Consider the following 12,540-nt stretch of genomic DNA (forward strand, 5'->3'; position numbering starts at 1 on the left):
AATTCTTACAAAGGAGGTGAAAAAATGATAAAAAAAATGACGATTAGTGTATCAATGATTGTTGGCTTAAGTTTTGGCTATACTTTAGGAGCAGAAATTTGGCGTAGTCTTCGCTTATACCATCAATTATTAATCAATCCTTTTGTGAATAGTATGATTTTCGGACTTATTTTTATGTTATTAGGTATTTTACTTGCGCCGCTTTTTGAACAATTAATTCATAAATTACTATCTATTTTGGAAAAGCAGTCAACGCCAAATCTGTTATTCGGTGCTTTAGGCATTTTATTAGGACTATTAATCGGTTATTTACTTTCGTTGCCGATTGGGTCTTTAGATATCCCTTTCTTATCGAGTACAATGCCGCTTGTTCTGACTGTTTTAGGGGGAATGATTGGTTATCAAATGATGATCAATCGCCGAGATGAAGTCTTACATCTCTTTACAAAATCTGGCCAAAAACTACAATCTGCTTCTTTTGAATTGAATAAAAAACCTAAACAAAGCGAAGTCAAAGCAGGTCAAAGATTGAAGATATTAGACACTAGTGTAATTATTGATGGAAGAATAGCAGAAGTGGTTCAAACAGGCTTTATAGAAGGAAGTTTATTAGTTCCAAAATTTGTCTTATCTGAATTGCAACATATTGCAGATGCTTCTGATTCTTTAAAAAGGGCAAAAGGTAGACGTGGGTTAGATATTCTAAACCTTTTACAAAAGTCTTCCAAAATAAATATTGATTTTTTTGAAGGAGACTATGCGGATATCGAAGAAGTTGATGCGAAATTAGTAAGGCTAGCTAAAGATTTAAATGCGATCTTGGTAACCAATGATTACAATTTAAATAAAGTTTCAGAATTTCAAAATGTTCCTGTCTTGAACATTAATGAGTTAGCCAATGCGGTAAAACCAGAAGTGTTACCTGGTGAGGAAATGCAAGTTCAAATTATAAAAGCAGGAACCGAACGCCGCCAAGGGGTGGCCTATCTTGATGATGGCACCATGGTAGTGGTTGAGGATGGCCAAAATTATATTAATAAGCATTTAAATGTAGTAGTTACTTCATCTTTGCAAACAGCTGCTGGTAGAATGATTTTTGCTAAAATTTTTGAAAATTAAGAGCATTTGAATCTCATTAGATGAAGGAGTACAATAGCTTTTGTAGACTAGATGGAATTAAAGGAGAAATACAATGAGCGATAAAATTCGTGTGCGTTATGCACCAAGCCCTACGGGCGATTTACACATTGGGAATGCGAGAACAGCTTTGTTTAATTATCTATATGCACGTTCACAAGATGGAACGTTTATCATTCGGACAGAAGATACAGATACAAAACGTAATCTAGAACATGGTGAACAAAGCCAATTAGACAATCTAACTTGGCTAGGTATTGATTGGGACGAATCCCCGGTTAATCCTGGCGAATATGGTCCTTACAGACAATCAGAGCGTTTGCATATCTATCAACCCTTGATTGATGACTTATTAGCTCGTGACTTGGCTTATAAATGCTATATGACTGAAGAAGAGTTAGAAGCAGAAAGAGAAGAACAAAAGGCTCGTGGAGAAATGCCTCATTATGGGGGAAAACATGCCCACTTAACCAAGGAAGAACAAGAAACTTTTGAAGCTGAGGGCCGTCAGCCTGTTGTTCGTTTTAGAGTACCAGCAAATGTTACTTATCAATTTGATGATATTGTAAAAGGGCCTGTAAGCTTTGAATCGAAAAATATTTCAGGCGATTGGGTAATTCAAAAGAGAGACGGTATGCCTACTTATAACTTTGCTGTAACTGTGGATGATCATATGATGAAGATCACTCATGTTTTACGTGGAGATGACCATATTGCGAACACCCCTAAACAAATGATGATTTATGATGCTTTTGATTGGGAATATCCAGAATTTGGTCATATGACATTAATTATTAATGCCGAAACTAATAAAAAGTTATCTAAACGTGATGGTGGAATCCTACAATTTATTGAGCAATACCGTAACTTAGGTTATTTACCAGAGGCTTTGTTTAACTTTATTGCCTTATTAGGTTGGTCACCAAAAGGTGAAGAAGAAATCTTCTCGCCACAAGAGTTAGTGGAACAATTTGACCCAGAACGTCTATCAACTTCTCCTGCTTCATTTGATAAGAAGAAATTAGAATGGATTAACAACACTTACATGAAAGCAGCAGATCTTGAGACAGTGGTAGACTATGCATTACCTCATTTACAAAAAGCAGGAAAAGTAAGTGCTGATCCTAATGCAGAAGAATTAGCCTGGGTTAAAAAGCTAGTTAGCTTATACCATGAGCAAATTTCTTATGGTGCTGAGATTGTTGAAGCATCTAGCTTATTCTTCAATGATAAGTTAGAGCTGAGTGAGGAAGCAAAAGAAATTATGCAAGCTGAGAGTGCTTCAACAGTTGTTCAAGCTATGCAAAGCAAATTACAGGCTTTGTCAGATGAAGATTTTGTAGCTAGCAATATCAAACCATTGACTAAGGAAATTCAAAAGGAAACTGGTATTAAAGGGAAAAACCTCTTTATGCCAATCCGAATTGCGGTTTCTGGTCAAATGCATGGTCCAGAATTACCGGATATGATTGAAGTACTAGGCAAGAAAAAAGCCTTAGACCATATTCAGCAAGTTTTATCGCTTTAGTGAATACAAAGTGGAAACCGATGGTTTCCACTTTTGTTTGAGAGCTTTTTCTTGAGCTTTAAATAATGGAATGTCATAATAAATATGCACAAATTTGAAGGAGGCTACTTATGTATTTCGTAGATAATGAAAATAACTATGATGCGAGTGTCAATATTGCTTTGGAAACTTATTTAGTAGAGAATCGCTTAGTCGATGAGCCAATTTTACTTTTCTACATTAATGAACCTTCGATTATTATTGGCCGTAATCAAAATACTTTTGAAGAAATTAATCAAGCTTATGTTGATGAACATAATATTCGAGTAGTTCGCCGTATGTCAGGTGGGGGAGCCGTTTACCATGATTTAGGAAACTTCTCATTCTGCTTTATCAAAGATGATGATGGAACATTTAGAGATTTTAAAGCATTTACTCAACCCGTCATTGATGCTTTACATAAGATGGGAGCCACTTCAGCTGAATTGTTAGGCCGAAATGATTTACTAGTAGATGGCAAGAAGTTCTCTGGTAATGCAATGTATGCTAAACGTGGGCGTATGACAGCTCATGGAACGATTTTATTCGATTCTGATTTAGACGAAGTCAATAATGCATTAAAACCAAACAAAGCAAAGTTTGAATCTAAAGGTGTCAAGTCAGTACGCTCACGGGTGACAAACTTAAAGCCTTACGTGGATGATAAGTATAAAGAGTTAACTACTGAGCAATTCAGAGACCTTGTCTTATTAGAAATCTTTAATGTTGAAAAACGCGAAGATGTTAAAGAATATCATTTGACAAAAGAAGACTGGGAAAAGGTTTATCAAATTCGTGAAGAGCGTTTTGGTAATTGGGATTGGAACTACGGTCACTCACCAAAATTTGATATTCAAGCCTCTCACAAATTCCCTTTCGGTTTTGTAGATATGCGCTTCAACATTAAAGATGCCATGATTACCGATACCAAAATTTATGGTGATTTCTTTGGACTTGGTGAAATTGAAGATGTAGAAAATGCTATAACTGGCGTTAAATTTGAACGTCAAAGTATTTTAAAGGCCCTAGAAAATATGGATCTTAAAAAATATTTAGGAAATGTTGAAGCAGAAGAGCTTGTTGAAATGATTTTCTCATAAAAGTGCAATAAATTATTGGCCGGAAATATTTCCGGCTTTTTTAATTCTTTATGGACTCATTAAATGCCAATATATTTATTCGAAAGTAAGTGCTAGTAATGATATAATAAGCCTCAAGTTTAATGATAGAAAGAGGGTTCATAAGATGGCTATTCAATTATTTAATACCTTAACACGTCAAAAGGAAAACTTTATTCCCCTAGAAGAAGGAAAAGTGAGCTTTTATCTTTGTGGGCCAACAGTATATAACTATATTCATATTGGTAATGCACGTTCTGCTGTTGCTTTTGATACTATTCGTCGTTATTTAGAGTATCGCGGTTATGAAGTGAATTTTGTCAGTAACTTTACTGATGTGGATGATAAAATTATTAAGGCAGCTGAAAAGGAAGGATTAACAGCCAAAGAGCTTTCTGATAAGTATATTGCTGCCTATAAAGAAGATATGCGTGCGATTAATGTTAAGCCCGCCAGCAATAACCCGCGTGTTATGGAAAATATCCCAGAAATCATTGATTTTATTAAAGTTTTAATCGATAAGGGCTATGCTTATGAAAGCCAAGGAGACGTCTATTATCGGACAGCTAAATTTGAGAAGTATGGCCAATTATCGGACCAGTCTATCAGCGATTTGCGTGATGGCGCTAGTCAACGAATTACTGATGAAGAGAGTGAAAAAAAGGAAAATGCGATTGATTTTGCTTTATGGAAGGCAGCTGGAAAAAGTGCGGTTTCTTGGGAATCGCCATGGAGTAAAGGTAGACCCGGATGGCATATTGAGTGCTCGGTAATGGCTACGAAATACTTGGGTGAAACGATTGATATTCATGGGGGTGGTCAAGACTTACAGTTTCCTCATCATGAAAATGAAATCGCTCAGTCCGAAGCCCATTCTGATTATTCTCATCCATTTGCTAAATATTGGTTACATAATGGGTTTGTAACTATGGGATCCAATGGAGAGAAAATGTCGAAATCATTAGGTAATTTTGTGCTTCTAAGGGATATTATTAAAGAATACGATCCAATGGTTATACGCTATCTTTTAGCTAGTGTGCAATACCGTCGTCCTATCCGTTATGATGCTAATGCCATCGCTACTGCAAGTCGTGAAGTTGAACGTTTGAAAGAACTGATGGATCGCTTAGCCTATCGAATGGATCATTTAGGAAGTGGACAAGCTAGTCTTGATAGAGAACAGGAAGTAAGAGAAGCAATCAAAGAAGGCGTGGATGCTTTTAATCAAGCGATGGAAGATGACTTCAATACGGCTAATGCTTTATCAGCTATTTTTGAAATGAGTAAGCAAATTCATCGCTATCTTGATCAAGAAGCTGTGGCGCTTCAATTGTTAAAAGAAATCAATCAATTGATGTATCAACTTTTAGGGATCTTCGGTTTGGAATTAAATTCGACAGAAGTCCTTGATAGCGAAATTGAAAATTTAATTGAGGAAAGAAATCAAGCGCGTAAAGAGAAAAACTTTCAAAGAGCGGATGAAATTCGTGATTGGTTGAAAGAGCAAAATATTTTATTAGATGATACTCCGCAAGGAACAAGGTGGAAAAGAGGATAAAAGTGACAAATGAAAATACACCAGATAAGTATTCTTTGCTAAATGGCGCAGCCTTAGCCTATGTAGGAGATGCTGTTTTTGAAGTAGAGATACGCAAGCATGTGATTGAATTAGGAAAAACGCATCCCAATAAATTGCACAAAGCCGCCATCAAATATGTTTCGGCTAAGGGGCAAGCGAAAGTGATGCATCATTGGATTCAGCAAGACGATTTCTTAACAGCTGAAGAAATTCAAATCTATAAACGTGGGCGCAATCATAAGGCCAATACAAAAGCTAAAAATGCTTCGATCGGTGATTACCGTCAAGCTAGCGGATTTGAGGCATTATTGGGTTGGCTTAAATTAAGTGGACAAGAAGAGCGTTGCTATCATTTAATTCAACTAGCGATTCAATATATTAATGAAGAAGGAGCCTAATAATGAGAAAGAAAAATCATACAGCGGATTTTCATAAGAAAAAACGCTCCAATATAAATTCTTTCAAAGAGCCTTTGGTAGACTCAAAAGCTTTTGAAAATAGTGAATCGATCTACGGTAAACATGCTGTTCAAGCTTATTTAGAAACAAAAAAGCAAGTTAATAAATTATTTATTCAAATAGGGATTGCAGGAGAAGTAATATCTAGTATAATAAAAATGGCTAAAATTAAAGGAATTGTATTCCAGGAAGTGCCAAAGTCGAAGCTAGATGAAATGGTTGATGGTGAAAATCATCAAGGTGTTGTTCTAACTATTCCTCCTTTTGATTACGCTGAACTAGAAGATGCTCTTCAGTTAGCAGCTTCAAGAGGAGAGGATCCTTTTATTCTTATTTTAGATGGGATTGTCGATCCACATAACTTGGGCTCTATTCTAAGAACGGCAGACGCTACAGGCGTTCATGGGGTGATAATCCCTAAAAGACGTTCAGTTGGATTAACCAATGTAGTTGCAAAAATATCTACTGGAGCCATTGAACATGTTCCAGTGATCCGAGTAGCTAACATTAAACAGGTTATGGATCAGTTAAAAGAAAAGGGAATATGGATCTTTGCGACGGATATGGCTGGAGAAGATATGCGTCAGTGGGATTCACATGGACCAATTGCATTAGTAATTGGTAATGAAGGTCAAGGGGTTTCTGAACTTGTAAAAAAATCAGCAGATGGAATCGTTACTATTCCGATGGTTGGGCATGTGCAAAGTCTGAATGCATCTGTTGCAAGTGCAGTCTTGATGTATGAAGTAGCACGCCACCGTATTGGAAAGTAGGGATTATCATGCGATATAAACGTCAGGAAATTTTATTTGTTGACGGTTATAACATGATTGGTGCATGGCCAGAACTTACCCAACTTAAAAAAATGGACCAGTTAAATCAAGCGCGCGATCAATTATTATTTGAGCTTTCAGAATATCGAAAATACCGAGACCTCAAAATTATCGTTGTCTTTGATGCACAATTTGTTCCCGGAATAACACAAATTTATGAACACTATCAAGTCGAAGTTGTTTTTACACAAGAAGGGGAAACAGCTGATTCCTATATTGAAAGAGAAGTAGCTCATTGGATTTCTCCTCTTAATCGTGTGGTAGTTGCGACAAGCGATATGGCAGAGCAATGGCTAATTTTTCAAAAAGGTGCCATGCGAATGTCTGCTAATGAGCTTTATATGCAGTTACAATTTAATAAAAGACAAGTTCGACAAACAGTTGAAGACCACTATTCACAGTTAATCAGGCGGCGGAGCCCTTGGAAGCTTGACCAATTGAAGCTATTAGATGATCTAAGATTTCGCTTAGATGATGACAAGAATGAATAATGGAGAGATGAAATGAACGAGTTTGACCATTTGACCAATGAAATGTTGATTATGCGCTTGAAAGAAAATATCGCTGATGAGTTTTCATTTATGTTACTAGTTGAACGTTTTATTCCCCTCTTAAAAAAATTTGCTTATCAAATGCCAGTGGATGGCTATGAACCAGAAGACATTATTCAAGAAGGAGTTATCCTGATGTATCGGGTAATTCAACATTATGATCCTGCTTATGGTGGTTATTTTGCCCCTTATTTTCAAAGATCATTGTATAATTACCTGATTAATTTACTCCGTCGCAATTCCAAAGAAGCTCAGACCATTCGCTTTGGAATGGACGCTGAACGCGATCAGCTTGAAATTGGTGATAGTATTAGTCATAAGAGCTTAAGCTATGACTATCAATTAGCAACTACTCCCGAATTACAAGTTATTGTCAATGAAGAAAAAGAACGTTATCTTGCTAAGCTAAGTCTTTTTGAAAGACAGATTATCTTCTGTTATAGTGATTTATCAATGAAACCAAGAGAAATTGCTGAGTATTTAGGCATTGATAAAAATCGAGTCAAAAATGCTTTGAGACGAGCAAAAGATAAGTTAAGAGATATTATCGCTGAATAGAAACTACTAATAATTTATCCAAGAATTAGTCGAAAATAGACCGATTCTTGGCTTTTTTATTAGGAATCTGAGTCTTTACTTGTGCAATCTACTTATGATATACTACGGTCTGTTCTTTATGAACACTATGATTCTTCGGTGGATCAAGCCACCCTCAGTCCTTTGGTCATAGTAATTACTAGAGCCTGCTCTATAAAGGAGACTAATATGAAAAAAAAATATACTACTAATGATTTAACGCGAATAGCATTAGTTGCTGCTTGTTACATTGTGTTGACTTTGATAATTTCCCCTCTTTCCTTTGGATTGGGAATTCGTATCAGTGAGGGATTGAATTTTTTAGCCCTTTATAATAAACGTTATATTTTAGGAGTTACTTTAGGCGTTTTTATTGTCAATTATTTTTCTTACGGTATTTGGGATATGATCATTGGCTCGCTCACTAGCTTTATTTTTTTACATTTAGCTTGCTCTATCATTGAAAAACTATTTCCTTTAATTGATAGTAAGAAAGATGAAATTAATAAGTCGCTGTTTTTCAAATATTTAATTATTGGCCTATCCATGACTATATCGATGGTTAATATTGCCTTGTTAGTTGTTTTTTTAGGAGCTCCTTGGGAAACTTTTATAACCCGACTTGTAAGTATGATGGTTAGTGAAGGCTTATCTCTATTGGCTGGAGGAATAATTATCTATTTTATCAGTGAGCGAATCGATTTAAGACGTTAAGTGATAGATTATTAGAAGCAATCATCAATTTATATTTCAAAAACGGTCAAGAAATATTAGCTTTTTTAAAATGAAAATTGAAAAGAATTAATTTACAAGCAAACATTTGAATGCTAAAATAATGGCAGTTAAATAATCGTAAAGTAAAGGGGAGCCTTGAAGCTGAGAGTGGACTTGTTCCAGACCCTTGAACCTGATCACGGTCAAACGTGCGTAGGAATTACTTTGAAATAGGGACTTTATGCCTTTTCTCTTTACTTTGCAAAAATGTAAGGAGTTTTTTTATGGGAAAGAATAAAAATGTTTTACTTCTAGTAGAAGCAGCTATTTTTGCTGCTATCGCAGTGGTCCTGTCTTTATTACCGACAAATTTCGGTGCTTCATTAACGATTTCTTTAGGCATGGTACCATTGACAATTTTATCCTTAAAACGAGGATTTAAATGGGGGCTGTTTTGCGGCTTTCTATGGGGTTTGCTACATTTCCCCCTAGGGAATGTATATTTTTTAAGCGTTAGTCAGGTATTAATTGAATACCTCCTTGCTTTTGCTTTTGGTGGTTTTGCGGGCTTAATGTCTGAGCGTTTTTATCAGTCTGAAAATAAAGCTTGGCCTTTAATTTTAGCAACTTTCATTGGAACATTTGCACGTTTCTTCTGGCACTTTGTGGCTGGCTATATTTATTGGGGATCTTATGCACCTGAAGGGATGTCACCCTTAGTCTTCTCATTTATCATGAATGGAGCGAGTGCCTTATTAACATCTTTTGCTTCGGCAATCATTCTATTCCTAGTCTATCAAGCAGCCCCTCGTTTATTCGATCGTAAGCTATATAGATAATAAGTTTATATTTAAAGTAGTGAATATTTCTCCACTACTTTTTTTGTGCACATTTTTAAATTAAATTTAAACCAATCACAATAAAAAGTTAAATAAAAGCATTTATACCAACGTTTCAATTTATATTTTCACAATATCTTTTAATCTTCATTTAATGTGAAATATCAAAAAGTTATGTTATAATGCTCTTATGACTTGTGGCAGAAAGGTGGTGATTGGTTGTGATCGAATTATTTGATGTTGCTAAACATTACTATTTGAATAATAAACAAGTTAAAGCGGTTGATGGTATTTCCCTAACGATCCAAAATAAGGAAATTTTTGGTTTGGTAGGAGAAAGTGGTGCTGGAAAATCGACTCTTTTAAGGTTTATTAATCTTTTAGAAAAACCAGATAAAGGAAAGGTATTAATTGATGGACAAGATCTATTGCAACTCAGCAAGGAAGAACTGCGACTCCATCGTAAGTCTGTAGGTATGATTTTTCAGCATTTTAATTTATTGAATAATAAAACAGTTGGTGAAAATATCACCTTACCCCTTAAATTGTTTAAATATTCAAATGCCCTGTCTCTTGATTCTGTTCTTGATTTTGTTGGTCTAGCTGATAAAAAAGATCAATATCCTGGTCAGTTGTCGGGGGGGCAAAAACAAAGAGTTGGTATTGCAAGAGCGTTAATTACTAAACCAAAAATTTTGCTTTGTGATGAGCCGACCTCTGCTTTGGATGTCATGCGAACGAATGAAATTGTTCAAATATTAAAAGCAGCACATCAACAATTCGACATGACAATTATAGTGGTGACCCATGAATTGGGTTTTGTAAGGCAACTTTGCGACAGAGTGGCAATTATGGAAAAAGGTGGTTTAATAGATATAGTTGATAATTTGACCGACCGTGACCAAGAACTAGTAGGAAGTTATTATGATAAAGTGAAGGAGGTCCTAAGCTAAGATGTTGGAAGAAATAATAGTGCGCGTCATTGAATATTGGCCAAAATTATGGGAAAGTCTTCAAGAAACAAGTATTATGCTTTTTTTCTCCTCAGCAGCAGCTATTTTGTTAGGTCTTCCTTTAGGTACTCTTTTATTTTTGACTAGTCCGGGTCAGCGAATGGGTAAAGCAAGAAAGGATTATTTTTTGAATTCTAGCTTAAACCTATTTGTAAATATTGTTCGTTCTTTTCCTTTTTTGTTACTTGTTGTCGCAATGCAACCCCTTATTCGAATGGTTTATGGGCGAGCAACTGGCGATCCGATTGCAGCATCCTTTCCGATGATGTTGATTGCCATTGCCCTTTATGCTCGCTTCGTGGAACAGTCTTTGCATGACATTCCTAAAGGCGTGGTGGAATTAGCTGATTCCCTTGGAGCGAATACTTGGGAGTTAGTCACTCAATTTCTATTTGTTGAAGCACGGTCATCTTTAATTATTGGATTTACCACTGCTTTTGTATCCTTTCTATCTTATTCGACCATTATGGGGGTAGTTGGCGGCGGTGGGATAGGAGATTTTGCTATCCGATATGGTTACCAGAGGTATGAAACGGATATCATGTATTTTGCGATTATTCTAATCATAATCATTGTTCAAATTCTACAATGGTTAGGTTTAAAAATTGCGCGTAAGTTAGATAAGAGATAATAGGAGGAATTAGATGTTTAATAAAAATTTATTTAAGAGCTTTGTTACTTTTGCATCAGTGTCACTAGCTTTAAGCGGTCTACTATCCGTTTCGGCACAAGAAGATAATGTATTAAAGATTGCTTCTCATATGCCACCGATGACTGATATCGTTGAAATTGCAGCGGATGTAATTGAAGAGCCTTACTCTATTGAATTAGTAGAGGTTTCTGATAATATTCAATACAATGAAGCAGTGTTTAATGATGAAGCTTTTGGAAGTTTTGCACAACACCTTCCATTTATGGAAATGTTCAATGAAGAGCGTGAAGCAGATTTAGTAGCCATTCAACCAGTATATAACGCTGTTGTTGGGTTCTATTCACCTGTTTATGAGTCAATGGAAGATATCGAAGAGGGCGCAGAAGTGGCTATTCCTTCAGATCCAACAAATGAGGCACGTGCATTATTCGTCCTTGAACAAAATGACTTAATTGAATTAGATGATGAAGCAGGTCTTTTCCCGACAGTAGATGACATTACTGAAAATCCTTATAACTTCGAGTTTACAAGTGTTGACTTATTAAACTTAACAGGTGCTTATGAGGATGGCGTTGAATTAGTTTTCAACTACCCAACTTATATTGCTTCAATTGATTTAAAACCTGAAGATGCTTTGTTCTTAGAAAAAGATGATGAAAATACTTTTGCTATTATTCTTTCAGTTCGTGAAGGAAATAAAGATAGTGAAGCAGCTAAGGCATTACAAAAAGCTTTCTCATCTCCTGAAGTACGTGAATTTGTCGATAAATTAGCGGAAGAAGGACACTTAGAACCAGCTTTTGATTCTAAAGACAATGAAGACGATGAAGACGATCAGAATGAAGAAGCATCTGATGATCAAGATGATTCTTCAGAAGAAGCAGAATAATAGAAAAAGTAAAAGCTGGCTAATGGCCAGCTTCAGACTGAAGACAAAGTCCTCTAAATCACCAACCTATGGTGATTTAGAGGGCTTTTTGATATATAATAAAAAGAAAACGGGTGATTTCTATGATGTCCACTAATGCAGAAAGTAAAACGTTCGAAGCACGTCATCAGATGGCTTTTCATGCGCTCGAAGACCTTGTTCCAGAAGAACATCTTCTGAGAAAAATTGATCGACATATTGATTTTTCTTTTATTTATGGACTGGTAGAAGATGTTTATTGCTTAGATAATGGACGTCCGAGCATTGACCCAGTGACACTGATTAAAATACCTATGATTCAATATTTATTCGGTATTCCAAGTATGCGCCAAACCATTCAAGAAATTCAGGTGAATGTCGCATATCGTTGGTTTTTAGGGTTATCTCTCACTGACCCAGTGCCACATTTTTCAACTTTTGGAAAAAATTATAAGCGTCGTTTCGAAGGGACAAGTATCGCCCAACAGATCTTTAGCCAGATTCTCACACAGTGTTTTGAAGCGGACATGATTGATTCTAAAGCTATTTTCATTGACGGCACCCATGTTAAAGCTTGCGCCAATGGCCGAAAGTATACGAATGAAGAAGTGATCGTC

General features: G+C 35.9%; 14 protein-coding genes and 1 riboswitch. All 14 genes read left to right on the forward strand.

The genetic code is table 11. The features are described 5' to 3' along the window. Positions 1-24 precede the first annotated feature (24 nt). Positions 25-1,119, forward strand: coding sequence for a PIN/TRAM domain-containing protein (locus ACQV2R_RS06090; RefSeq protein ID WP_428873061.1), 1,095 nt, complete (start codon positions 25-27; stop codon positions 1,117-1,119). 73 nt (positions 1,120-1,192) lie between these two features. Continuing rightward, a complete protein-coding gene (gene gltX, locus ACQV2R_RS06095; RefSeq protein ID WP_428881941.1) occupies positions 1,193-2,665 on the forward strand; it encodes a glutamate--tRNA ligase in 1,473 nt (490 codons plus the stop codon). A gap of 110 nt (positions 2,666-2,775) precedes the next feature. Further along, a complete protein-coding gene (locus ACQV2R_RS06100) occupies positions 2,776-3,783 on the forward strand; it encodes a lipoate--protein ligase (protein ID WP_428873063.1) in 1,008 nt (335 codons plus the stop codon). 145 nt (positions 3,784-3,928) lie between these two features. After that, a complete protein-coding gene (cysS, locus tag ACQV2R_RS06105) occupies positions 3,929-5,359 on the forward strand; it encodes a cysteine--tRNA ligase (RefSeq protein WP_428873064.1) in 1,431 nt (476 codons plus the stop codon). Between the two features lie 2 nt (positions 5,360-5,361). Beyond that, positions 5,362-5,778 carry a Mini-ribonuclease 3 gene (locus ACQV2R_RS06110; protein ID WP_428873065.1) on the forward strand — a complete coding sequence of 139 codons (417 nt, stop codon included), beginning with the start codon at positions 5,362-5,364 and terminating at the stop codon, positions 5,776-5,778. Positions 5,779-5,780: 2 nt separating this feature from the next. Continuing rightward, positions 5,781-6,611, forward strand: a complete 831-nt coding sequence (gene rlmB / locus ACQV2R_RS06115) for a 23S rRNA (guanosine(2251)-2'-O)-methyltransferase RlmB (RefSeq protein WP_428873066.1) — start codon at positions 5,781-5,783, stop codon at positions 6,609-6,611. 8 nt (positions 6,612-6,619) lie between these two features. Then, positions 6,620-7,162 carry an NYN domain-containing protein gene (locus tag ACQV2R_RS06120; protein WP_428873067.1) on the forward strand — a complete coding sequence of 181 codons (543 nt, stop codon included), beginning with the start codon at positions 6,620-6,622 and terminating at the stop codon, positions 7,160-7,162. Positions 7,163-7,174: 12 nt separating this feature from the next. Then, on the forward strand, positions 7,175-7,780 hold the full coding sequence (locus ACQV2R_RS06125) for a sigma-70 family RNA polymerase sigma factor (protein WP_428873068.1): 606 nt from the start codon (positions 7,175-7,177) through the stop codon (positions 7,778-7,780). Between the two features lie 207 nt (positions 7,781-7,987). After that, a complete protein-coding gene (locus ACQV2R_RS06130; protein WP_428873069.1) occupies positions 7,988-8,512 on the forward strand; it encodes a QueT transporter family protein in 525 nt (174 codons plus the stop codon). A gap of 137 nt (positions 8,513-8,649) precedes the next feature. Then, positions 8,650-8,749: riboswitch (TPP riboswitch) on the forward strand. A 47-nt stretch (positions 8,750-8,796) separates the two neighbouring features. Then, on the forward strand, positions 8,797-9,351 hold the full coding sequence (gene thiT, locus ACQV2R_RS06135; protein WP_428891955.1) for an energy-coupled thiamine transporter ThiT: 555 nt from the start codon (positions 8,797-8,799) through the stop codon (positions 9,349-9,351). Positions 9,352-9,572: 221 nt separating this feature from the next. After that, entirely contained in the window at positions 9,573-10,304 is a 732-nt protein-coding gene (locus tag ACQV2R_RS06140; RefSeq protein WP_428891956.1) for a methionine ABC transporter ATP-binding protein, read from the forward strand. A gap of 1 nt (position 10,305) precedes the next feature. Next, on the forward strand, positions 10,306-10,995 hold the full coding sequence (locus ACQV2R_RS06145; protein ID WP_428873072.1) for a methionine ABC transporter permease: 690 nt from the start codon (positions 10,306-10,308) through the stop codon (positions 10,993-10,995). 13 nt (positions 10,996-11,008) lie between these two features. Then, complete coding sequence (locus ACQV2R_RS06150; protein ID WP_428873073.1) at positions 11,009-11,905, forward strand: MetQ/NlpA family ABC transporter substrate-binding protein; 897 nt, start codon at positions 11,009-11,011, stop codon at positions 11,903-11,905. Positions 11,906-12,027: 122 nt separating this feature from the next. Beyond that, positions 12,028-12,540: transposase (locus ACQV2R_RS06155; RefSeq protein ID WP_428891957.1), on the forward strand; the 513-nt coding region annotated here is incomplete at its 3' end.

Source organism: Facklamia sp. P12937 (assembly GCF_050409505.1).
Classification (GTDB): Bacteria; Bacillota; Bacilli; order Lactobacillales; family Aerococcaceae; genus Facklamia.